The sequence below is a fragment of the Actinacidiphila glaucinigra genome, from assembly GCF_035918135.1.
Taxonomy (GTDB): Bacteria; Actinomycetota; Actinomycetes; order Streptomycetales; family Streptomycetaceae; genus Actinacidiphila; species Actinacidiphila glaucinigra.
In genome coordinates this window covers 5,382,656-5,403,988 of sequence record NZ_CP109144.1, presented here as the reverse complement: position 1 = coordinate 5,403,988, position 21,333 = coordinate 5,382,656, and the positions used below count along the sequence as shown (strand labels likewise).

Genomic DNA, 21,333 nt, shown 5'->3' with positions numbered 1-21,333 from the left:
TCCCACAGGACTTTGGCAGTCGCACAGCTGACAATCACCCACGATCCGAGCGCCGCGGCGCAGCCGGTGACCGTAGTGACCAGCGCGTCATGGGAGGGCCCACATGCGCCACGGCAGCATCCCCGGAGGGCGAAACGCCCCCTACGATCCTCACGAACCCGGATGGGGCGACTCTCCGTACGGGAACGGTCACGGGCAGCAGCCGTACATCCCGCAGCAGCCCGGCCACCCGCACCCGACGGTCCCGCAGCAGCCGCAGCGCGGCGGCTACCGCCCCGAGGAGCCGCAGCACGGCGGCGGGTACCCGCCGCAGGAGCCGTACGCGCCCTACCAGCAGCCCGGCCGCGAGGCCGCGGGCTACGACACCGGGGGCTACGGCGACGACGGCCACGGGGCCGAGTACGGCGGCTACGAGGACTACGGGCACGAGGGTGACGACGGGGCGTCCACCGGCACCCTGACCGCCACGCAGGGCGACGGGGCGGACGACGACGGGCACGACGACCACGACGGCGGCGGCCGCCGCGGCACCCGCCGCCGCAAGAAGGGCAAGAGGCGCGCCCTGCGCTGGGTGGCGATCGTCACGTCGGTGGCGATACTCGGCACGGCCGGCGCCGCCTACGCGTACTACCAGCACCTCAACGCGAACATCAAGAAGGACGCGCTCAACCTCGGCGACAGCCAGGCCGCCAAGAGCAAGGCGAACGCGGCGGGCCAGACGCCGCTGAACATCCTCCTCCTCGGCTCCGACAGCCGGGCCTCCAAGGCGAACCAGAAGCTCGGCGGCGCCAAGGCCGACGCGGACCGCAAGCCGCTCGCCGACGTCCAGATGCTGCTGCACGTCTCCGCGGACCGCAGCAACATGACCGTGGTCAGCATCCCGCGCGACACCCGGGTCACCATCCCCAAGTGCACCGACCCGGACGACGGGCGCGTCTACCCCGAGACCACGACGGACACGATCAACACGAGCCTCCAGCACGGCGGTCCCGGCTGCACCGTGGCCACCTGGGAGAAGCTCACCGACATATCCATCGACCACTTCATGATGATCGACTTCGCCGGCGTGGTCTCCATGGCCGACGCGGTCGGCGGCGTCCCGGTCTGCGTGCTGGGGAACGTCTGGGACAAGAAGTCCGGGCTCAAGCTCACCAAGGGCGACCACACCATCAAGGGCCAGCAGGCCCTGCAGTGGCTCCGTACCCGGCACGGCTTCGAGGACGGCAGCGACATCGGCCGTACCCACGCCCAGCACATGTACATGAACGCGATGGTGCGCCAGCTGAAGTCGGGCACGAAGCTCAGCGACCCGGGCAAGCTGACCGGTCTGGCGGAGGCCGCCACCAAGGCGGTGACCGTCGACACCGGCCTCGGGACGGTCAAGAAGCTCTACGACCTGGGCAACAACCTCAAGGGCGTGCCCACCGACCGCATCACCATGACGACGATGCCGTGGGGCGCCGACCCGCAGAACCCGACCGCGCACGTCGTGCCGACCGGGGCGGCGACCAAGCTCTTCACGCTGCTCCGCAACGACCAGGCCGTGGACGGCAAGGCCTCCAAGAAGAAGAAGGCCGACAAGTCCGCCACGACCGCGAAGCCCTCGCCCAAGGACGAGATCGCGGTGACGGTCCAGAACGGCACCGGCAGCGCCTCGACGCCCGCCGTGTCCGGCCGGGCGGGCACGGTCACGGAGAAGCTGAAGACGCTGGGCTTCACGCAGGCCGAGTCCGACTCCACGCCGCAGTCGCAGTCCGGCAGCACGATCACCTACGCGAGCGACGACGACAAGGCGAACGCCCTGGCCGTGGCGAAGGCGCTGAAGCTGCCCACCGGCGTGGTCAAGAAGTCCTCCTCCGCGGAGGGCATCACGCTGGTGATCGGTGCCGACTGGACGGCCGGAGCGACGTACCCGGCGGCCAGCAGCACCGACACCAAGGAGGTGCTGGACAGCGCGAGCGCGCTCAACGCCTCCGACGACTCGGCGTGCATGAAGGTGAACCCCTACTACAACTGGTAGGGGTCCACCCCCCGCGTCACGCGTCGGCCGCCGCCCGCACCGCAGGGCGGCGGCTGGCGATGACCCGCCGGGCGAGCGAACGCGGGCTGGTCAGGAACCCGAAGCCCCAGGACATGTGCATCGTGGCGAGCGCCACCGGGATCTGCAGCCGAGCGGCGGCCGACAGGCCCTTGCCGGCCGGGAGCGAGCCCAGCGCGATGGCCGCGAGGTAGCCGCCGGGCACGACGAGGGCGAGCGGGGTGACCGCCGCGCCCACCACCACGCCCGCCGCGATGGCCACGACGGCCGCCGGGGCGGCGAGGTAGCGCAGGTTGACCGAGCCCTGGTGGTACCGGGTGACGACACGGCGCCAGCGCCCGTAGTCCTTGTACTGCTTGGCCAGTGCGCGCACGCTGGGCCGCGGGCGGTACGAGACGCGCAGCTCGGGCGAGAACCAGATCAGGCCGCCGGCCTCGCGGATGCGGTAGTTCAGCTCCCAGTCCTGGGCGCGGATGAACTCCTCGTTGTAGCCGCCCTGCTGCTCCAGCACCTCGCGGCGGAACACCCCGAGGTAGACGGTGTCGGCCGGGGCGGCGGCGCCTCCGGTGTGGAAGGCCGCGTTGCCGACGCCGATCTTCGAGGTCATGGCCGCGGCGACGGCGCGCTCCCAGTCGTTCTCGCCCTCGGCGTGCATGATGCCGCCGACGTTGGCGGCGCCGGTCTCCTCCAGCAGCCGCACCGCGGTCTTGATGTAGTCGGCCGAGAGCATGCCGTGGCCGTCGACCCGGACCACGACCGGGTGCCGGGAGGCCTTGATGGCGGCGTTCAGGGCGGCGGGAGTGCGGCCGGTGGGGTTGGGCACCGTGTGGACGCGGGGGTCCTCCCGCACCAGCTCCGCCGCGATCTCGTCCGTGCGGTCGGTGGAGGGGCCGAGGGCGATGACGACCTCGAGCTCGCCCGCGTAGTCCTGCTCGAGGATGTGGCGGACGGAGTTTCGAAGGTGCCGCTCCTCGTCGAGCACCGGCATGATCACGGAGACGGCGGGCAGCACGTGGGGGGTCGCAGCGTTCACAGCCGCACACGTTACCGCGAACGGATGATACGAGCGCGTGCGACCGGGCGGGGCTCGTTCCGTACGACGGTATGACTCCTTAGCGTGACTGTATGACCGTCGTTCGTCGCCGTCAGCAACCCGCCGCAGCCGCCCGCCGGACCCGGAAGCGGCCGCCGGTGCGCCGCGGGCTGCGCGTCCTCGGTGCCGTCTCCCTCGGCATCCTGACCGCCAGTGGGATCGGGCACGCCGTCCTGGGGCACATGGACGACCGCCTGGCGCGGGTGGACGCCTTCGCCGGGATGAAGAACCGGCCCAGCCCCACCAAGGGCACCAACTTCCTTCTGGTCGGCACCGACGTGCGCCGCGGGCTGACCCAGGCGCAGCGCACCGGGCTGCGCCTGGGCGGGGAGCCCTGCGACTGCACCGACACGATGATGCTGGCGCACCTGTCGCGGGACGGCAGGCGGGTCAGCGTGGTCGCGCTGCCGCGGGACTCGTACGCGGAACTGCCCCGCGCCGGCAAGCTGAAGTGGGCCTGGGGGGTGGGCGGCCCCGCACTCGCCGTCGGCACGGTCGAGAAGATGACCGGGATCAAGGTCGACCACTACGCCGAGTTCGACTTCGGCTCCTTCATGAAGACCGTCGACAGGATCGGCGGCGTCGACCTCTGCTTCGCCCGTCCGCTGCGCGACCCCGTGACCGGACTCGACCTGCCCGCCGGCACGGTGCGCGCGGACGGCGGCACGGCGCTGCGCTATGTGCGCTCCGGCCACCTCCCCGGCAGCCCCGACCTCCAGCGGATGCAGAACCAGCAGCGGTTCCTGGCCGCCCTGGTCCGCCGCGTCACCGACATCGGGCTGCTGCAGAACCCCGTCAAGCTCGACCAGGTGGCCAAGGCCGCGCTGGGCTCGGTTCGCGCGGACCGGCAGACCAAGCCGGACGACCTGATCGCCCTCGCCACGGGGCTGCGCGGCGGCTTCGGGGCCCGCTCCGTGGAGTTCGCGACGGTGCCGGTGGACGCCACCCCGTTCCGGGTGCAGGGGGTGGGGACGACCCTGCGCTGGGACGTCAAGGGCGCGAAGCGGATCTTCGACGCGCTGCGCGAGGACCGCCCGCTCACCGGCCCGGACGGCGGCCCCCTGGCCACGCCCAGCCCGTCGGCGCCCGAGCCCGAGCGGGTCGAGGTACCGCCCAAGTCGATCCGCGTCCAGGTCAACAACGGGACGACGGTCAACGGGCTGGGGGCGCGCGTGGACAAGGAACTGCGTCGCCTGGGCTTCCGCACCACCGGTGCGCCCGGCAACACCGTCCGGCACGACGCGGAGTACACGGTCATCCACTACGACCCGGGCTGGGACCGCTCCGCAAAGGCGCTGGGAACGGCCCTGCCGTACGCGGAGCTGCGCCGGGTGTCCGGGCTGGGGCCGACGCTGCGGATCACCGTGGGCGCGGACTACGACGGCGTGACCCCGGTACGGGCCGGTGAGCCGGACCCGCCCGCGGCGCCGCCGGTGGAGCTCCAGCCGATGCGCGGCGACCGCATCCTGTGCGGCTGAGGGCCGGCGGGCCGGGCGCCGTCAGTCCTCGAAGCCCTCGGCGGCGCGCTTCTCGCGCAGCTCCATGATCGCCCGGCGGCGGGCCAGCCGGTGCGTGCGGCGGATCTGCGCCTCCTGCAGACGGCGCCGGTCGCGGTCGGTCTCGGGCTCGATCTGGGGCACGGGACGCGGCGCGCCCTCGGCGTCCACGGCCACGAAGACCAGGTAGGCACTGGCCACCTGGGTCGCCGGGCCCGACTCGTTCCAGCGCTCGGCGAGCACGCGCACGCCGACCTCCATGGAGCTGCGCCCGGTCCAGTTGACCTGGGCCTGCACCTTGAGCAGGTCGCCGACCCGCACCGGTTCCAGGAACGCCATCTCGTCCATGGCGCCGGTCACCGCGGGACCGTCGGAGTGCCGTCCGGCGACGGCGCCCGCCGCGTCGTCCACGAGCTTCATGACCACGCCGCCGTGCACGGTGCCCAGCAGGTTCGTGTCGTGGTGGGTCATGATGTGCGCCAGCGTGATCCGCGAGGCCGACGTGGGCTTGTACGGGACAACAGGGTGCGGGGGTGGCTCCTCGAACATGGCTCCACCCTAAGCACTGCCGTGCCGTGCTCATCGCCGGGCACATCTTGCCCGGCGGCGGGGCCGGGCGGATGCTGAGAAAGGGGCCGACGTCCCGATGTCCAAGAGGTGATCCGCCATGGAGAAGACGTGGACGATCAAGCTGTCGCTGGAGGAGGACGGCAGCCGCACCGCCTGCACCGCCTCGCTCACCGGGGACGGCGCCCCGGGCGTGGTGGGCCACGGCTATTCGCGGCGCAATCCGAACGACGAGCCGGACATGCGCATAGGGGAGGATGTGGCCGCCTCCCGGGCGTGCTCCAACCTGGCGCACGAACTGCTGGAACAGGCCGCCGGAATGATCGAGAACCACACCAACGCCCCGACGCATCTCACCGGATGAGATCGTACGGGCACAACCGGTCACCGCATTTCCGCGGTCCTGTGACCTTTGCATCAGCTCTGCTTCAGAAGAGCCACGGAGGCACTGCCGGGCAGGGCGGCAGGGCACACTGCCCTACATGAACGCATGGCCCGACGGTTGGTCCGACAACAGGAACCAGCGGCAGCAGCAGGTCTCCGAGCCGCCGCTGCCCCCCGAGCTGTCCCCGCGCCGTGCGGCGGCGGCTCCCGGCAGTGTGCCGCGCCAGCAGGCGTACGGCAGCGGCGTCCCGGGCCACGGAGGGCCTGGCGGCGGTGACTACGACGGCTACGGCGGCGGCTCGTACGGCCCGCCGTCCACCGGCGGTCGGGGCACCCCGCCCGGCAGCCGCAAGCGCCGGGTCAAGGGCGTCCTGATCGGTCTGGCCGTCGTGGTCGCCGCCTGGTCGATCGGCACCTACTTCTGGGCGGACGGCAAGGTGCGCCGCGAGGTGGACCTGGGCACGGTCATAGACCGCCCGGAGACCGGCGAGGGCACCAACTACCTCATCGTCGGCTCCGACAGCCGTGAGGGCCTGTCCAGCGAGCAGAAGAAGAAGCTGCACACCGGCTCCGCCGAGGGCAAGCGCACCGACTCGATGATGATCCTGCACGTCGGCGACAACGGGAACTCGCTGATCTCGCTCCCCCGCGACTCCTACGTCACGATTCCCGAGTTCAAGGGCTCCGAGTCCGGCAAGACCTTCCCCTCGCGCGGTCAGAACAAGCTCAACGCCGCCTACTCGATAGACGGGCCGACGCTGCTGGTGCGGACGGTCGAGTACAACACGGGCCTGCACATCGACCACTACGCGGAGATCGGCTTCGCCGGCTTCGCGGGCCTCGTCGACGCGGTCGGCGGTGTCGAGCTCGACATCCCCCGCAACATCGACGACAAGAACTCGGGCCTGCACATCCAGAAGGGCAAGCAGACCCTCAACGGCGACGAGGCCCTGGCCTTCGTCCGCCAGCGCTACCAGGAGGCCGAGGGCGACCTGGGCCGCACCAAGAACCAGCAGAAGTTCCTCTCCGCGCTCGCGAGCCAGACGGCCACGCCGGGCACGGTCCTCAACCCGTTCAAGCTCTACCCGACCATGGGCGCGGGCCTGGACACGCTCATCGTCGACAAGGACATGAGCCTGTGGGACCTGGCGTCGATGTTCTGGGCGATGAAGGGCGTCTCCGGCGGTGACGGCGTCTCGATGAACATGCCGACCTCGGGCTCCATCGGCACCAACGTGGGCAGCGCGCTGAAGTGGGACATGCCGAAGGTCAAGCAGCTCGTCTCGGAGCTGAAGAACGACGAGAAGGTCACGGTCACGCCGGACTCCTGACCCCGTACGACGGCGGAGGGGCCGGCCGGGCGCGGTGTGCGCGCCCGGCCGGCCCCTCCGCCTATCCCGTCGGCCCCGGGGGGCTCACGGGGTGGAGGAGCCCAGGCGGTCGAGGGAGTGGTTGGCCACGTACTCGTCCATGGTGTCGTTGCGCATGGCCTCCCACAGCTGCTCGCTGCCGTTGTCGTCGAGCAGCACCACCGACTGGCCCTTGATCATGTCCAGCCCGCCGACCGGGGCGTTCATGAAGACCATGTCGCCCGCGCGCACCCCGCGCATGCTCCACATCAGGTCCCGCAGATCCCCGTCGGAGAGCCGGTCGTCGACGCTGACCACACCGGTGACCCGGTCCAGCAGCTCCTTGGCCTTCAGCGGGTTGCTCATGGAGTCCTTGGTCAGCGTCTTGGCGATCACCGCGCGCAGGAAAGCCTGCTGGCGGTGGGTGCGGTCCAGGTCGCCGCGCGGCAGGTTGTAGCGCTCGCGGACGTACGTGAGGGCCTGCTCGCCGTTCATGTGCTTCCCGGCCAGGTCCACGCCGCCGATGTCGTCGGTGAGGGTCTTGAAGCCGCTCCAGTCGATGACGGCGAGGTGGTCGACCTTCAGGTCGGTGAGCCGCTGCACGGTGTCGATCAGCAGCGGCGGGCCGCCCCAGGAGAAGGCGGCGTTCAGCTTGGCCTTGCCGTTCCCCGGGATCGAGACCCAGCTGTCGCGGGGCAGCGAGACCACGTACGCCTGCTTGTGGTCGGCCGGCAGGTGCACCAGCATCATCGTGTCGCTGCGCTGCGCGCCGCGCTTCCACTCCGGGGCCTCGGCGCCCCGGCCCGTGGTCGGCAGGTCGGAGCGGGCGTCCACACCGACCAGGAGGAACGTTTCACCGCCCTTGGCGGCCTGCGGCTGCTCGCTCTCGGGCACGTTCGTCGGGAACACGTTGGGGATGCGGTCCACCTTGCCGGTGTAGTGGTCGACCGCCCACCACAGGGTGCCGGCCACCCCCAGTACGCCCACGAAGAGCAGGACCAGCGCGCCCAGCAGCACCCGCCGGGCGCGGCTGCGCCTCCTGCGGGCCGGGTCCGGGGCCTTGCCCGGTGCCGCTTCCCGTTCCGTTTCCGTGACCGCCGTCTGCTCGTGACCGGCCGGATCCGTTGTCGTCATCACTCACCCCCACCATGTGCACCCGCTCCCCACGCGTGCGTCGGGGGCATTGTGGCGCGTGGGACGGTGCCCTGGCCATTCCCGGGTCTTCTTCCGTGCCCGCACCGGGGGAACCCGGACGCCGCCCGGGGCTATGCTCAACATCGCAATCAGGCCACGACCTGGGAGGGACCCTCCGCATGGCGCTCAAGCTCACCGTGATCGGCACCGGCTACCTCGGCGCGACGCACGCCGCGGCGATGGCCGAGCTGGGCTTCGAGGTGCTGGGCCTGGACATCGACCCCGCCAAGATCGAGCTCCTCTCCACCGGCCGCGTGCCCATGTACGAGCCGGGCCTCGAGGACCTGCTGCGCCGCCACGTCGCGGGCCTGCCGGACTCCAGCGGGCGGCTGCGCTTCACCACCTCCTGGGAAGAGGTCGCCGCCTTCGGCGACATCCACTTCGTCTGCGTGAACACCCCGCAGAAGCACGGCGAGTACGCCTGCGACATGAGCTACGTCGACAGCGCCTTCGACCTGCTCGCCCCGCACCTGGAGCGGCCCGCGCTGGTCGTCGGCAAATCGACCGTGCCGGTCGGCAGCGCTGCCCGGCTGGCGGCCCGGCTGGCCGAGCTCGCCCCCGCCGGGGACCGGGCGGAGCTGGCCTGGAACCCCGAGTTCCTGCGCGAGGGCTTCGCGGTCGAGGACACCCTCCACCCGGACCGCATCGTGGTCGGCGTCGCCTCCGAGCACGCCGAGAAGCTGCTGCGCGAGGTCTACGCGACCCCCGTCGGCGAGGGCACGCCCTTCGTCGTCGCGGACTACCCGACCGCGGAACTGGTCAAGACGGCGGCCAACGCCTTCCTCGCCACGAAGATCTCCTTCATCAACGCCATGGCCGAGGTCAGCGAGGCGGCCGGCGGGGACGTGGTGAAGCTCGCCGAGGCCATCGGGCACGACGAGCGGATCGGCAAGAAGTTCCTGCGCGCCGGCATCGGCTTCGGCGGCGGCTGCCTCCCCAAGGACATCCGCGCCTTCATGGCCCGCGCCGGGGAGCTCGGCGCCGACCAGGCGCTCACGTTCCTGCGCGAGGTCGACTCCATCAACATGCGCCGCCGCGGCCACATGGTCGAACTCGCCCGCGAGGCCTGCGGCGGCAGCGGCTTCCTCGGCAAACGGATCGCGGTGCTCGGCGCGGCCTTCAAGCCCGACTCCGACGACGTGCGGGACTCCCCCGCGCTCAACGTCGCCGGGCAGATCCACCTCCAGGGCGGCCAGGTCACCGTGTACGACCCCAAGGCGATGGAGAACGCGCGACGGCTCTTCCCGACCCTCGGGTACGCCGCGAGCGCCCTGGATGCGGTCCGCGGGGCCGACGTCGTGCTGCACCTCACGGAGTGGCAGGAGTTCCGGGAGCTCGACCCGGCGGAGCTCGGGGCGGTGGCCAGGGGGCGGCACGTCATCGACGGGCGGAACGCGCTGGCGCCACTGGTGTGGCGTGAGGCCGGCTGGACGTTCCGGGCCATGGGCCGCCCCCACGCGTAGCCCTCCGGCTCGGTCCGGGGTGCGTCCGGGGTGCGTCCGGGGTGCCCCTTGCGGCCGGTGGTTGTGTGCGGGTCGTTTGCGCCTGCGGCGGGCGGTTCTCCCGCCCTCCCTCCCTCCCCCAGCCTTCGGCCGGGGGGACCCCCATCCGGCGCGGTCAGTGACCGCCTCGCGCGGTTCGTGGTGGGCCGGGTGCGGGGCCTCCGGGGCTGCACGTCCTGGACTGGGTTATTTACGTGCATGGCGGGCGGTCCATGTCCGAGCCCCGGATGCCGCACACAAATATCCCGCAGCGTCCAGAACATCCACCCCTACGACCCCACCCCCTCCGAATCGTGGGGCGATTGACGGCCGGAGGGGGTAGAGGGCCGTCCGGGGTTGCCGCACACGTCCTACTGAACGCCCACGGCCATGGGGGTGGTGGCTGAGGCCCGCGACGGCTCCGGCACGATCGGGTGCTCGGGCCGATGCCGGCGGTAGGGCGCCCTACTGAGCGGCCCGTTGTCGTGTGCGTGTTCCTGCCCGATTTCGGCCTTCGGCCAGGGGCGGGCTGGTTCGGTGTGGTTCCGGAGACTGAACCTGGTTGCGGGTCGGACGCCCGCCGGAGGTCAGGGTGCGTCCCCACATCGGCACTCGTCGTGATCTGCCGCTTGGCGGCCTTCGGCGTCGCCGAAACATCGGCAAAGCCCTGCGAGCACCCGCGGGTGAGGTGCGCCAGTCGTCCCGTGGGAGGTACCGCCCCGGCCACGGGTGCGCGCACCCTGTCTTGACCTGCGGCCGGGGGACCCCCTGCTGGGGGCAGTTCCCAGCGGTGCGGGGAGGGGCGCCCCCCATCACCCCCCACCGGCCGTTGGCCGCCCAACGAAACGGAGGGGGCGGGGTCGTAGGGGTGGATGTTCTGGACGCTGCGGGATATTTGTGTGCGGCACAGACGGCACCAATTGGACCGCCCGCCATGCACGTAAATAACCCAGTCCAGGACGTGCAGCCCCGGAGGCCCCGCCCCCGGCCCACCACGCACGCGCGAGGCCCGCACCAACCATCCGGGGCAATCGGGAGGGAGGGCGGGGAAACCGCCCGCCGCAGGCGCAACGGACCCGCACACAACAACGAACCGCAACCACAACCGCGCCGCACACACACGCGGGCCGCACGGGAACCCCGTGCGGCCCGCGTGTGCGCGGGGGAACGTCGTCAGACGTCAGTGGACATCACCCATGAGCGCGATGACCCGCTTGCGGTACAGCACGAAGGCCGCACCCGCGGCCAGCGCCACGAAGCCCTGGATCGCGAACGAGGTCTCCGACAGGAAGGCGTCGCCGATGACCAGCTGCAGGATGGCGGCCACGCAGTCGCCCGCCGTGACGGCGAGGAACCACAGGCCCATCATCTGGCTGGCGTACTTGACCGGAGCCAGCTTGGTGGTGACCGACAGGCCCACCGGGGAGAGGCACAGCTCGGCGGTGGTCTGGATCAGGTAGACCACGGCCAGCCACAGCGGGGTGACCTTGACGTCGCCCGAGGCGGCGGCCTGGGCGAGCATCATGACCACGAAGGAGACGCCGATGCCGGCGACGCCGAGGGCGAACTTCACGGTCGTGCTGGGGTTCCTGCGGCCCAGCGTCATCCACAGGGCGGCGAAGACCGGGGCGAGCGCCATCACGAAGAGCGGGTTCAGTGACTGGAACCAGCTCTCGGGGAAGTCGAAGCCCCACAGGGTGGACGCGGTGTGATCGGAGGCGAAGACCGTCAGGGTCGAACCGGACTGGTCGTAGATCATCCAGAAGACGGCGGCCACGACGAAGAACCAGATGTATCCGCCGACCTTGGTCTTCTCGTCCGGGGTGAGCTCCTGGTCCCGGCGGATGCGGGTGAAGTAGTACGCCGGCAGCGCCAGGCCCAGCAGGGAGAGCGGCCAGAGCACCCAGTTGATCGTGAAGTGACCGGTGAAGGTGACCACGCCGTAGAAGACCACCGCGGCGGCCAGCCAGATCAGCGCCTTCTTCATCAGGCCGGCGCGCTCGGCGTCGTCCAGCGGGGTGGGGACCACGCTCGAGACCGGCGCGAGGTGCCTGGTGCCGATGAGGAACTGGGCCAGGCCGAGCCCCATGCCGACGCCCGCCATGGCGAAGCCCAGGTGCCAGTCGACCTGCTGGCCGACGGTGCCGATGGCGAGCGGGGCGAGGAAGGCGCCGAGGTTGATGCCGATGTAGAAGATCGTGAAGCCGCCGTCCCGGCGCGGGTCGTTGCGGTCCGGGTAGAGCTGGCCGACCATCGTCGAGATGTTCGACTTCAGCAGGCCGGAACCCACGGCGATGAAGACGAGGCCGACGAAGAACGAGGCCCTCACCGGCACGGCCAGCAGGAAGTGGCCGATCATGATGATCGCGCCGCCGATGGCGACCGTGCGGCGCGGCCCCCAGAGGCGGTCGGCGAACCAGCCGCCCGGCATCGCCAGCAGGTACACCGTCGCGGTGTAGACGCTGTAGATCGCGCCGGCGGTGGCGGCCTTCATGCCGAGGCCGCCGTCCGTGACCGAGGCCGTCAGGTAGAGGACGAGCAGGGCCCTCATGCCGTAGTAGCTGAAACGCTCCCACGTCTCGGTCATGAAAAGGGTGGCCAGGCCGCGGGGGTGGCCGAGGAAGGTCTTGCCGCCGTCCGCAGGGGTGCCCTGCGGAGCGGCGTCCTTCGTCAGGCTGGTCGCCATGGACTTTCCTTGCTGCTCGGGACGCGCTGCGAGAGCGGTGCGCGCCCGGTGGGGGGAGGCCGGCACCGGGGCGCGCGAGGGCGCACCGGGATCCACGACCGACGCCTTCGCAGGCGCGGTCCCGGCCGACAGGTCGTTGACTGAAATGCTGGTGGGGACCAGCACCGTGCCGGAAGGGCCCTTCGCCGCGTGGGGCGCGCCAAGGGTCCTGTGTACCGATACGGGGTCTTGGTTACCTTATGGCAGCGCGAGATGTGCTATATGCGACGACTTGAGATGTACCTCACAACAGTGACGGCCCGCCCGGCGTGCGGTTTCTCCGAGCGGACTACCATCAGCCCATGACCCGCGTACTGCTCGCCGAGGACGACGCATCCATCTCGGAACCGCTCGCACGCGCGCTGCGCCGCGAAGGGTACGAGGTCGAGGTGCGCGAGGACGGACCCGCGGCGCTCGAAGCCGCCCTGCTCGGCTCCTTCGATCTTCTGGTGCTCGACCTGGGGCTGCCCGGAATGGACGGGCTCGAGGTGTGCAGAAGGCTGCGCACCGAGGGCCATGGCTTCCCGGTGCTGGTGCTCACCGCCCGCGCTGACGAAGTGGACACGGTGGTCGGCCTGGACGCCGGCGCCGACGACTACGTGACCAAGCCCTTCCGGCTGGCCGAGCTGCTGGCCCGGGTGCGGGCGCTGCTGCGGCGCGGCACCGCCGAGGCCCAGCATCCCTCCACCCAGGGCGTGCGGATCGACGTCGAGTCGCACCGCGCGTGGATGGGCGACGAGGAACTGCAACTCACCGCGAAGGAGTTCGACCTGCTGCGGGTGCTGGTGCGGGACGCCGGCCGGGTGGTCACCCGGGAGCAGTTGATGCGCGAGGTCTGGGACACCACCTGGTGGTCCTCCACGAAGACCCTGGACATGCACATCTCCTGGCTGCGCAAGAAGCTCGGCGACGACGCGGCGGCCCCCCGCTACATCTCCACGGTGCGCGGGGTCGGCTTCCGGTTCGAGAAGAACTAGGAAGCAGGGCACACCAGGGGTCCGCGCCGTCTGAGACGCTTCACTCATGCGCCGCCGTCTCATCCAGTCCACGCTCGCCGTGGTGCTCGTCGTCATCGCCGTCTTCGGTGTCTCCCTCGTCCTGGTGGAGGCCCGGACGATCGAGAGCAGCGCCAAGGAGAGCGTGGACTCCGAGGCGGTGCGGCTGATCGGCATCGTCGAGAGCAGGATGATCGGCGAGGAGCGGATCAGCCGAGAGGTGCTGGCCCAGCAGATCGCCCCCGGGCGGTACGCCCTGGTGCAGATCCCGGGGGCGGAGCCGATCGCCATCGGCACCAGGCCCACGGGCCAGGTGATCTCCTCACGGCAGACCGGCGAGCAGGGCGAGACCGTCACCGTCGAGGAATCGCGCAGCAAGGTGAGCCGGGAGATCGGCCGCACGCTGCTGATCATCCTCGCCGTGGCGCTGCTGGCGGTGCTGGCCGCCGTCGTCCTCGCGGTGCGCCAGGCGCGGCGGCTAGGCAGCCCGCTGACCGACCTCGCGGAGACCGCGGAGCGGCTGGGCTCCGGCGACCCCAGGCCGCGGCACCGGCGCTACGGCGTGCCGGAGCTGGACCGGGTCGCCGACGTGCTGGACCGCAGCGCCGAGCGCATCGCCCGGATGCTGACCGCCGAGCGGCGCCTGGCGGCGGACGCGTCCCACCAGCTGCGGACCCCGCTGACGGCGCTGTCGATGCGGCTGGAGGAGATCATCGCCACGGCCGAGGACGAGGACGCCGTCAAGGAGGAGGCGGCGATCGCGCTCGGTCAGGTGGAGCGGCTCACGGACGTCGTGCAGCGGCTGCTCACCAACGCGCGGGACCCGCGGACCGGCTCGGCGGTCGTCTTCGACATCGACGACGTGATCAAGCAGCAGGTGGAGGAGTGGCGCCCGGCGTACCGCAGCGCGGGCCGGGCCATCACCTCCGCAAGCAAGAACCGGCTGCGCGCGGTCGGCACCCCGGGGGCGGTGGCACAGGTGCTGGCGACGCTGATCGAGAACGGGCTGATGCACGGCTCCGGCACGGTCGCGATCACCACCCGGGTCACCGGTACGCAGGTCGTGGTCGAGGTCACGGACGAGGGCCAGGGCGTGCCGCCGGAGCTGGGGGCGCGGGTCTTCGAGCGTACGGTCAGCGGCCGCAACTCCACCGGCATCGGCCTCGCGGTCGCGCGGGACCTGGCCGAGGCCGACGGCGGCCGCCTGGAGCTGCTGCAGCAGCGTCCGCCGGTCTTCGCGCTCTTCCTGGCGCGTGAGGACCAGGTCACCCGCGGGAAGGGCGGCGAGAAGCGCTAGCCGACGTGGGTGCCGGTCCGGGCGCCGGGGGTCTCGTTCCCCTTCGCGACCAGGAACGATTCTGCTTGGTGCACGGCCTCGCGGACGGGCAGTGCCTTGAACACCCAGCTGCGGTAGGACCAGAAGCGGAACAGGGTCGCCACGCCGATGCCGACGAACTTGAAGACGTTGCTCTGCAGCGGGCTGTCCCAGCCGAAGGCGTAGGTCGCCGTGTAGAGCACCCCGTTCTCGATCACCAGGCCCACCGCGCTGAACACCAGGAAGAGGGTCAGCTCGCGGGTACGGCCCGACTTGTCGCGGTCACGGTAGGTGAAGTAGCGGAACCCCACGTAGTTGAAGGCGATCGCCACGACGGTCGCGATGATGCTGGCCCGCACCACCTGGAGATCGGTGGTGTGCCGGACGAGGTTGAAGACCCCGATGTTGACCAGGACCCCCGCCCCGCCGACCGCGCCGAACTTGGCGATCTCGCGGGACATCGCCGTCAGCCGGTTCCGCAGTCCTGCCGCACCGTCCATGTGATCGTTCGGCCCCGTCTGTGTCTGGTCAGTGACCTTCATGTTATCCGGGCCCCCTCCGGGACGGCGGTCGGTGCCTCATTCATGCCCCGATATCCTGGTGACTGTGACATTCCCCGTAGTCGGCATGATCGGCGGCGGCCAGCTCGCCCGTATGACCCACGAGGCGGGCATCCCGCTCGGCATCAGGTTCAAACTCCTCAGCGACACACCCGTGGACTCCGCGGCCTTGGTCGCCGGTGAGGTCGTGGTGGGCGACTACCGCGACCTCGACACGTTGCGCGCGTTCGCCGCCGGTTGTGACGTGATCACCTTCGACCACGAGCACGTCCCCACCGAGCACCTGCGGGCGCTGGAGGCCGACGGCATCGCCGTCCGCCCCGGGCCCGACGCGCTGGTGCACGCCCAGGACAAGGGCGTGATGCGGGCGAAGCTCGACTCCATCGGCGTGCCCTGCCCACGGCACCGCATCGTCTCCGACCCGGCCGACGTGACGCGCTTCGCCGAGGAGGGCGAAGGCTATCCGGTCGTGCTGAAGACGGTGCGCGGCGGCTACGACGGCAAGGGCGTGTGGGTGGTCCGCGACGAGGCCGGCGCCGCCGAGCCGTTCCGGGCCGGCGTGCCGGTGCTGGCCGAGGAGAAGGTCGACTTCGTACGGGAGCTGGCGGCCAACGTCGTACGCTCCCCGCACGGGCAGGCGGTCGCCTACCCGGTGGTGGAGTCCATCCAGGTCGACGGCGTGTGCGACACGGTGATCGCGCCCGCACCCGGCCTGCCGGAGGCGCGGTCGGTGGAGGCCCAGCGGCTCGCGCTGACCATCGCCAAGGAGCTGGGCGTGGTGGGTCACCTCGCCGTGGAGCTCTTCGAGACCCGGGACGGCCGGATCCTCGTCAACGAACTGGCCATGCGCCCGCACAACAGCGGCCACTGGACCCAGGACGGCGCCATAACCTCGCAGTTCGCCAACCACCTGCGCGCGGTCCTCGACCTGCCGCTCGGCGATCCGCGCCCGCGCCAGCCGTGGACGGTGATGGCGAACGTGCTCGGCGGTGACTACCCCGACATGTACGCGGCGTACCTGCACTGCATGGCGCGGGACCCGCAGTTGAAGATCCACATGTACGGCAAGGACGTGAAGCCCGGCCGCAAGGTGGGCCATGTCAACACCTACGGCGACGACCTGGCCGAGGTGCGCGAACGCGCCCGGCACGCCGCCGACTACCTGCGAGGGACGATCCAAGAGTGAGCAATCCCGCTGGGCCGCTGGTCGGCATCGTGATGGGTTCCGACTCCGACTGGCCGGTCATGGAGGCCGCCGCGCAGGCGCTGGACGAGTTCGAGGTGCCGTACGAGGTCGACGTCGTCTCCGCGCACCGCATGCCGCGCGAGATGGTCGCGTACGGCGAGCAGGCCGCCGAGCGCGGCCTCAAGGCGATCATCGCGGGCGCCGGCGGCGCCGCGCACCTGCCCGGGATGCTGGCGTCGGTGACGCCGCTGCCGGTGATCGGCGTGCCCGTGCCGCTGAAGTACCTGGACGGCATGGACTCGCTGCTGTCCATCGTGCAGATGCCCGCCGGTGTCCCGGTCGCCACGGTCTCGGTGGCCGGCGCGCGCAACGCGGGCCTGCTGGCGGTGCGCATGCTCGCCGCGCACGACACGGAACTGCTGGAGCGCATGCGGCACTTCCAGGACGAGCTGAACCAGCAGGCCACCGAGAAGGGCAAGCGCCTGCGTGCCAAGGTGGAGGGGTCGGCCGGCTTCGGTTTCGGAGGGAAGAAGTAGTCCATGGACCTGCTCGCACGCGCACAGGAACTGCTCACCGCCCACCCCGTGGTGGACGGCCACAACGACCTCCCGTGGCGCTTGCGCGAGCAGGTCCGCTACGACCTCGAGCAACGTGACATCGCCACCGACCAGTCCGCCCATCTGCACACCGACATCCCCCGGCTGCGGGCGGGCGGCGTCGGGGCGCAGTTCTGGTCGGTGTACGTCCGCAGCGACCTCACCGGGGGCGACGCGGTCGTCGCCGTCCTGGAGCAGATCGACTGCGTGCTGCGCCTGGTCGGCCGTCACCCGGACGCCCTGCGCCTCGCGGTGACGGCGGACGACATGGAGGCCGCCCGCGCGGAGGGCCGCATCGCCTCCCTCATGGGCGCCGAGGGCGGCCACAGCATCGCCAACTCCCTGGGTGTGCTGCGGATGCTGTACACGCTGGGCGTGCGCTACATGACGCTCACCCACAACGACACCATCGACTGGGCGGACTCGGCCACGGACGAGGCGCGGCACGGCGGCCTGACCGCCTTCGGCGAGGAGGTCGTCCGCGAGATGAACCGCCTCGGCATGCTGGTCGACCTCTCCCACGTCTCCCCCGGCACGATGCGGGCGGCGCTGCGGGTCAGCGAGGCCCCGGTGCTGTTCTCGCACTCCTCCTCGCGCGCCGTCTGCGACCACGTCCGCAACATCCCGGACGACGTCCTGGAGCAGCTCCCCCGCAACGGGGGCGTCGCGATGGCCACCTTCGTGCCGCAGTTCATCCTGCCGGCGGCCGCCGAGTGGATCCTCGGCGCGAACGAGAACATGAAGGTCCACGGCCTGCACCCGCTCGACCAGTCCCCGGAGGCACAGGCCGTCCAGGAGGCCTACTCGGCCGAACACCCCCGGCCGCTCGCGGACATCGGCACCGTCGCGGACCACCTCGACCACATGCGCGAGGTCGCCGGCGTCGACCACCTCGGCCTCGGCGGCGACTACGACGGCGTCGTCCACCTCCCCGAGGGCCTCGGCGACGTCTCGGGCTACCCGCGGCTGTTCGCCGAACTCCTGCGCCGCGGCTGGTCCGACGACGACCTCGCGAAGCTGGCGTGGCGGAACGCGGTCCGGGTGCTGCGCGACGCCGGGTCGGTGGCCGCGGGGCTCGCGGGCAAGCGCGGACCGTCCAACGCCTTGATCGAGGAGCTGGACGGCAAAGTCTAGGAGCCGGGGCCGCCCGCCCGCCGCTCCTCGGACTCGAGAAGCCGCCAGCGGAAGGGGAAGAGCTCCCGTTCCCACCCGGGTGTCCGGGCGTGCCCGGCCACGGCGGCCGGTTCGCGCAGGAGGCAGCGGTGGCGCAGCAGTTCACGGCGCTCGGCCGGCGTCAGCGGCGGGCAGGGGTCGCCGGGGGCGTCGGGCTCGTCGATGTCGCCGCGCGCCGCCGCGTTCAGGCGCCGGGAGTCCGGGGTGCGGTAGTCGAGGCGGAAGTCCGTTCTCCACTGGGAGTTGTGGCCCCAGCCCTGCGAGAGGTCGACCGTGGGACGGTGGCGGCGCAGGTACGTCCAGTACAGCGGGGAGCGGTCGGCGATGCCGCGCCGGGCGTGCCCGGCCCCGGCGCGGACGCGCACCCCGGCGCGGCCGAAGAGCAGCCGGCCGAGCATCAGACCGGGCCACACGACCCCGGTGACCTCGATCGGCGCCCGCGGATCGGTCGTCTGCTCCACCTCGACGATCTCGTGGAGGAAGGAGTCGAAGGCGGTGCCGCCGCCGAACGGTGTCATGCCCAGCCCGGTGAACAGCTCCAGGTACTGGGACCGGGATATCCGGGCCCAGCCGGCCGCCCGGTCCGGCCGGTCGTCGGGGACGGGCTGGAAGGCCAGCAGCAGTGCGTCGCTGACCCGGCTGAGGGCGTACAACTCCTTCAGGGGGTCCCACCACCCGCCGACCGGCCCTTCGCCCTCCCACCACGGTTCGTCGCGGGACACGACGCCGAACAGCGGGCGGTAGTCGTCCCGGACCCGTTCGAGCCAGGGGACGACCACCGCCGTGTGGGCGTCCGGTCCCTCGTGGTCGCGCAGCGCCTCGAAGAGCCGTCTGGCGTCGGGCCGTCCGGCGTCGGTGTCCTCCCCGTCCATGCGCGCAGCGTAGCGGGGTCAGCGCCGCAGGCGGCTCCACGGGGTGAAGGTGAAGACCGCACCGCCGAGGAGGAGCACCGTCCCGGCGACGAGGGCGAGGGCGTGCAGGGAGGCCCGGTCGGAGGCACCGGTGTCGGCGAGGCCGCCGGAGGTGGTGGCCGTGCCGCCGGACGTGCCCGACGACCCGCCGGAACCGCCGGTGATGCCGCCCTCCTGCCCGGTGACGTCCAGGGTCAGGGAGACCCCGGGGTCCTCGGTGGGGGTGCAGGTCGTGGTGGTGCCGAGGGCCTCGACTGTCAGGACGCCCGGGGTGAGGGTGGCCCGCCCGTCGTGGGCGGGTGTGTAGGTGCCGGTGAGGTCGGGGATCTCGATGGGGTCGCCGGCCTTGATGGGGTCCTTGTTGGTGGGGCCCTCGACGGCGACCTCGCCCCGGTCCGCGCCGCCGACCTTGACCTTCATGGAGGGTTTGACGGAGTCGGCGGGTATGTCGGCCGGGCTGTCCATCACGGACGTGCCGAAGTGGACGACGAGGTCGTAGGCTCCGCCCTTCTCCTCGGCGTTGATCTGCACCGGCGAGACCGCGCTCTTGTCGCCGATCGGCGTCTTGCAGGCGTAGGAGACGTCGACCTCCTCGCCGGTGTGGGAGGTTCCGCCCGTGGCGGTGCCGCTGGGCGTGGTGGTCGGGGTCGTGGTGGGTGTGGTGCTCGGCGTGGTGGTGGGGGTCGTGGTCGGGGTGGTCGTCGGGGTGCCGGAGCCGCCGCCGTCCTCGGTCACCTTGATCGTCACGGCGACCGGGACGTCCTCGGTGGGTACGCAGGTGGTGTCCGTGGAGAAGGCGTTGATCGCGTAGCCGCCGGGGGCGAGCGTCACGTCGCCGGGTGCCGTGAGCCTGAGCGTCCCCTTCATGTCGGAGAGCTTCATCTCGCTGTTCTTGGGGATCGCCGGGTTCTCGCGCGGTCCCTCGACGGCGAGGGTGCCGCTCTGGGCGCCGGCGAGGGTGATCTCGCCGGACGGCTTGACGCTGTTCTCGGGGAGGTCGATGAGGTCCGGGTTCTTGGAGGCGGCCTGGGTGAACTTCCAGACCACCTCGATCTCGTCGCCCACCGCGGCCGTGGCGGGCGCGGTGACGTCGGCCTTGGTGGTGCCGTCGACCTTCGGCAGGCCGGACGCCGCGGGCGGGGTGCACTCGGTGGCGTAGGCGACCTCGGCGGCCGCCGCCGGGAGGGCCGCGGCGAGGACGCCCGCACCGCTGAGCATCAGGGCGAGGCCGACGGCGGTGGCGGCCCGGGATCGTCGGTTGGTCACGTGCGGTTCCTTTCGTGGTGCTGGGCGGTGCCGTCCGCCCAGGAGGTGCCCTCAGCGGTGCGGTGCTGCGGCTGGTGGTCGTGGCTGAACCACGGCAGTACGGGCGCCGGGCCGGGACGCGGCCCGGGGTGCGGTCCCGCCGGGCGGCGGGCACGCGGGCGGACCCGGTTGACGACGGCCATGCCGAGCCGGAAGAGCGCGGCGGGCACGACGACGCAGAGCAGGAGCCAGAAGAGGGTGACGCCCCAGGGGCGCGGGACGTCCCAGGGCTCGGTGGCCAGGACCTTGCCCCCGTGTTCCAGGGTCACGGTGTAGTCGCCGTGGGCGCCGGCCGCCAGCTCGACGGGCAGCTCGACTCGGGCCTTCCTGCCGGGCCGGACGGTTCCGCTCCAGGTGCGCTCCTCCCACTGGGGCCCGAAGAGCCCGTGCGAGGTGCCGACCCGGAAGACGGGGTCCTCCACCGGGCCCGAGCCCAGGTTCCCGACGGTGAGCACCAGACGCCGGCCGGGCGGGGCGCCGAACCAGGTGAGCAGGCCGCCCGAGCCGTCGAGCCGGGCGCTGAGCACGGTGAGTCGGCCGTCGCCGGTCCGCTCGGGCAGCGGGGCGGTCGGGTGGCCGGCGACGGTGAAGGGCGCGTCCACCACGGTGCGCTCGCCGGTGACAGTGGCGACGTGGACGACGCAGGGGCAGGGCTTGGGCGGCTCCGCGACCGGCATCGCGCGGCGGAAGGCGCCGCGGGCGTCGGTGGTGACGGCCCGGCCGTACGCGTTGGCGCAGGAGTTGGTGCCGCCGATCGCGTTCTGGCCGCAGATCAGCAGCGTGAGCAGGGTGTCCGGCCGCCAGCCGGTGCCTCGTACGGTGATGTCGCCGCCGACGCCGGCCTGCTCCGGACGGACGGTCACGGCCGGGCCGGGTGCCGCGGCGGCGGGGGCGGGACTCGGGAGGAGCAGCGCGAGGAGGCATAGGACCGCCGCGGGGATCCGGTGGGTGCGCCGTCGCATGGG

At 71.8% G+C, this 21,333-nt stretch carries 18 protein-coding genes; 10 read left to right on the top strand and 8 right to left on the bottom strand.

Translation table 11 applies throughout. The features are described from left to right. The first annotated feature begins 103 nt into the window (after window positions 1-103). Complete coding sequence (locus tag OIE69_RS24330; RefSeq protein ID WP_326575583.1) at window positions 104-2,020, top strand: LCP family protein; 1,917 nt, start codon at window positions 104-106, stop codon at window positions 2,018-2,020. A 16-nt stretch (window positions 2,021-2,036) separates the two neighbouring features. Here the strand turns inward: OIE69_RS24330 and OIE69_RS24325 are convergent, their stop codons facing one another. After that, window positions 2,037-3,071: a glycosyltransferase family 2 protein gene (locus OIE69_RS24325; RefSeq protein WP_326575582.1), complete on the bottom strand. Its 1,035-nt coding sequence runs from the start codon at window positions 3,069-3,071 to the stop codon at window positions 2,037-2,039. A 92-nt stretch (window positions 3,072-3,163) separates the two neighbouring features. Here OIE69_RS24325 and OIE69_RS24320 point away from each other — a divergent pair, with 92 nt between their 5' ends. Further along, window positions 3,164-4,609 carry an LCP family protein gene (locus tag OIE69_RS24320; protein ID WP_326575580.1) on the top strand — a complete coding sequence of 482 codons (1,446 nt, stop codon included), beginning with the start codon at window positions 3,164-3,166 and terminating at the stop codon, window positions 4,607-4,609. A 21-nt stretch (window positions 4,610-4,630) separates the two neighbouring features. Here OIE69_RS24320 and OIE69_RS24315 read toward each other — a convergent pair whose 3' ends face one another. Then, window positions 4,631-5,176: an acyl-CoA thioesterase gene (locus OIE69_RS24315; protein WP_326575578.1), complete on the bottom strand. Its 546-nt coding sequence runs from the start codon at window positions 5,174-5,176 to the stop codon at window positions 4,631-4,633. Window positions 5,177-5,294: 118 nt separating this feature from the next. Between OIE69_RS24315 and OIE69_RS24310 the strand changes: the two genes are divergently transcribed. Together OIE69_RS24310 and OIE69_RS24305 are read left to right on the top strand one after the other, a co-directional pair. After that, window positions 5,295-5,558 carry a DUF1876 domain-containing protein gene (locus tag OIE69_RS24310; RefSeq protein WP_326575576.1) on the top strand — a complete coding sequence of 88 codons (264 nt, stop codon included), beginning with the start codon at window positions 5,295-5,297 and terminating at the stop codon, window positions 5,556-5,558. 118 nt (window positions 5,559-5,676) lie between these two features. Continuing rightward, window positions 5,677-6,909 (top strand): LCP family protein, encoded by a 1,233-nt coding sequence (locus OIE69_RS24305; RefSeq protein WP_089222237.1) that lies wholly within the window; start codon window positions 5,677-5,679, stop codon window positions 6,907-6,909. Window positions 6,910-6,993: 84 nt separating this feature from the next. Here the strand turns inward: OIE69_RS24305 and OIE69_RS24300 are convergent, their stop codons facing one another. Then, window positions 6,994-8,061: an LCP family protein gene (locus OIE69_RS24300; RefSeq protein ID WP_326575574.1), complete on the bottom strand. Its 1,068-nt coding sequence runs from the start codon at window positions 8,059-8,061 to the stop codon at window positions 6,994-6,996. A 179-nt stretch (window positions 8,062-8,240) separates the two neighbouring features. Here OIE69_RS24300 and OIE69_RS24295 point away from each other — a divergent pair, with 179 nt between their 5' ends. Then, window positions 8,241-9,584 carry a UDP-glucose dehydrogenase family protein gene (locus tag OIE69_RS24295; protein WP_326575572.1) on the top strand — a complete coding sequence of 448 codons (1,344 nt, stop codon included), beginning with the start codon at window positions 8,241-8,243 and terminating at the stop codon, window positions 9,582-9,584. 1,198 nt (window positions 9,585-10,782) lie between these two features. Here OIE69_RS24295 and OIE69_RS24290 read toward each other — a convergent pair. After that, a complete protein-coding gene (locus OIE69_RS24290) occupies window positions 10,783-12,288 on the bottom strand; it encodes a peptide MFS transporter (RefSeq protein ID WP_326575570.1) in 1,506 nt (501 codons plus the stop codon). A 341-nt stretch (window positions 12,289-12,629) separates the two neighbouring features. On the opposite strand from OIE69_RS24290, the gene OIE69_RS24285 reads away from it, so the two are divergent. Together OIE69_RS24285 and OIE69_RS24280 are read left to right on the top strand one after the other, a co-directional pair. Beyond that, window positions 12,630-13,304: a response regulator transcription factor gene (locus OIE69_RS24285; protein ID WP_018559726.1), complete on the top strand. Its 675-nt coding sequence runs from the start codon at window positions 12,630-12,632 to the stop codon at window positions 13,302-13,304. Between the two features lie 46 nt (window positions 13,305-13,350). After that, window positions 13,351-14,619 (top strand): ATP-binding protein, encoded by a 1,269-nt coding sequence (locus OIE69_RS24280; protein ID WP_326575567.1) that lies wholly within the window; start codon window positions 13,351-13,353, stop codon window positions 14,617-14,619. On the opposite strand, the gene OIE69_RS24275 is transcribed toward OIE69_RS24280, so the two are convergent. Next, a complete protein-coding gene (locus OIE69_RS24275; RefSeq protein ID WP_326581398.1) occupies window positions 14,616-15,137 on the bottom strand; it encodes a GtrA family protein in 522 nt (173 codons plus the stop codon). The two genes, OIE69_RS24280 and OIE69_RS24275, sit on opposite strands and share 4 nt — an antisense overlap. Before the next feature lie 106 nt (window positions 15,138-15,243). Here OIE69_RS24275 and OIE69_RS24270 point away from each other — a divergent pair, with 106 nt between their 5' ends. The 3 genes from OIE69_RS24270 to OIE69_RS24260 are packed head-to-tail and all read left to right on the top strand — an operon-like array spanning window position 15,244 to window position 18,113. Continuing rightward, on the top strand, window positions 15,244-16,383 hold the full coding sequence (locus OIE69_RS24270) for a 5-(carboxyamino)imidazole ribonucleotide synthase (protein WP_326575565.1): 1,140 nt from the start codon (window positions 15,244-15,246) through the stop codon (window positions 16,381-16,383). Between the two features lie 32 nt (window positions 16,384-16,415). Beyond that, entirely contained in the window at window positions 16,416-16,919 is a 504-nt protein-coding gene (purE, locus tag OIE69_RS24265; protein WP_051102095.1) for a 5-(carboxyamino)imidazole ribonucleotide mutase, read from the top strand. Window positions 16,920-16,922: 3 nt separating this feature from the next. Beyond that, window positions 16,923-18,113 carry a dipeptidase gene (locus tag OIE69_RS24260; RefSeq protein WP_326575564.1) on the top strand — a complete coding sequence of 397 codons (1,191 nt, stop codon included), beginning with the start codon at window positions 16,923-16,925 and terminating at the stop codon, window positions 18,111-18,113. Here the strand turns inward: OIE69_RS24260 and OIE69_RS24255 are convergent. Genes OIE69_RS24255 through OIE69_RS24245 form a run of 3 tightly spaced genes read right to left on the bottom strand, consistent with a single transcriptional unit; the run spans window position 18,110 to window position 21,330 of the window. Then, on the bottom strand, window positions 18,110-19,024 hold the full coding sequence (locus OIE69_RS24255) for a hypothetical protein (protein WP_326575562.1): 915 nt from the start codon (window positions 19,022-19,024) through the stop codon (window positions 18,110-18,112). The two genes, OIE69_RS24260 and OIE69_RS24255, sit on opposite strands and share 4 nt — an antisense overlap. A gap of 18 nt (window positions 19,025-19,042) precedes the next feature. Next, window positions 19,043-20,281, bottom strand: a complete 1,239-nt coding sequence (locus OIE69_RS24250) for a hypothetical protein (RefSeq protein WP_326581397.1) — start codon at window positions 20,279-20,281, stop codon at window positions 19,043-19,045. 44 nt (window positions 20,282-20,325) lie between these two features. After that, window positions 20,326-21,330, bottom strand: a complete 1,005-nt coding sequence (locus OIE69_RS24245) for a hypothetical protein (RefSeq protein ID WP_326575560.1) — start codon at window positions 21,328-21,330, stop codon at window positions 20,326-20,328. Window positions 21,331-21,333 lie beyond the last annotated feature (3 nt).

What these genes read in the sequence shown, in the direction of transcription:
- OIE69_RS24255 (WP_326575562.1), bottom strand. Translation starts at nt 19,024, where the DNA reads ATGGACGGGGAGGACACCGACGCCGGACGGCCCGACGCCAGACGGCTC.
- OIE69_RS24310 (WP_326575576.1), top strand. Translation starts at nt 5,295, where the DNA reads ATGGAGAAGACGTGGACGATCAAGCTGTCGCTGGAGGAGGACGGCAGC.
- OIE69_RS24285 (WP_018559726.1), top strand. Translation starts at nt 12,630, where the DNA reads ATGACCCGCGTACTGCTCGCCGAGGACGACGCATCCATCTCGGAACCG.
- OIE69_RS24250 (WP_326581397.1), bottom strand. Translation starts at nt 20,281, where the DNA reads ATGCTCAGCGGTGCGGGCGTCCTCGCCGCGGCCCTCCCGGCGGCGGCC.
- OIE69_RS24330 (WP_326575583.1), top strand. Translation starts at nt 104, where the DNA reads ATGCGCCACGGCAGCATCCCCGGAGGGCGAAACGCCCCCTACGATCCT.
- OIE69_RS24260 (WP_326575564.1), top strand. Translation starts at nt 16,923, where the DNA reads ATGGACCTGCTCGCACGCGCACAGGAACTGCTCACCGCCCACCCCGTG.
- purE (WP_051102095.1), top strand. Translation starts at nt 16,416, where the DNA reads ATGGGTTCCGACTCCGACTGGCCGGTCATGGAGGCCGCCGCGCAGGCG.
- OIE69_RS24300 (WP_326575574.1), bottom strand. Translation starts at nt 8,061, where the DNA reads ATGACGACAACGGATCCGGCCGGTCACGAGCAGACGGCGGTCACGGAA.
- OIE69_RS24280 (WP_326575567.1), top strand. Translation starts at nt 13,351, where the DNA reads ATGCGCCGCCGTCTCATCCAGTCCACGCTCGCCGTGGTGCTCGTCGTC.
- OIE69_RS24245 (WP_326575560.1), bottom strand. Translation starts at nt 21,330, where the DNA reads ATGCGACGGCGCACCCACCGGATCCCCGCGGCGGTCCTATGCCTCCTC.
- OIE69_RS24320 (WP_326575580.1), top strand. Translation starts at nt 3,164, where the DNA reads ATGACCGTCGTTCGTCGCCGTCAGCAACCCGCCGCAGCCGCCCGCCGG.
- OIE69_RS24290 (WP_326575570.1), bottom strand. Translation starts at nt 12,288, where the DNA reads ATGGCGACCAGCCTGACGAAGGACGCCGCTCCGCAGGGCACCCCTGCG.
- OIE69_RS24275 (WP_326581398.1), bottom strand. Translation starts at nt 15,137, where the DNA reads ATGGACGGTGCGGCAGGACTGCGGAACCGGCTGACGGCGATGTCCCGC.
- OIE69_RS24315 (WP_326575578.1), bottom strand. Translation starts at nt 5,176, where the DNA reads ATGTTCGAGGAGCCACCCCCGCACCCTGTTGTCCCGTACAAGCCCACG.
- OIE69_RS24305 (WP_089222237.1), top strand. Translation starts at nt 5,677, where the DNA reads ATGAACGCATGGCCCGACGGTTGGTCCGACAACAGGAACCAGCGGCAG.
- OIE69_RS24295 (WP_326575572.1), top strand. Translation starts at nt 8,241, where the DNA reads ATGGCGCTCAAGCTCACCGTGATCGGCACCGGCTACCTCGGCGCGACG.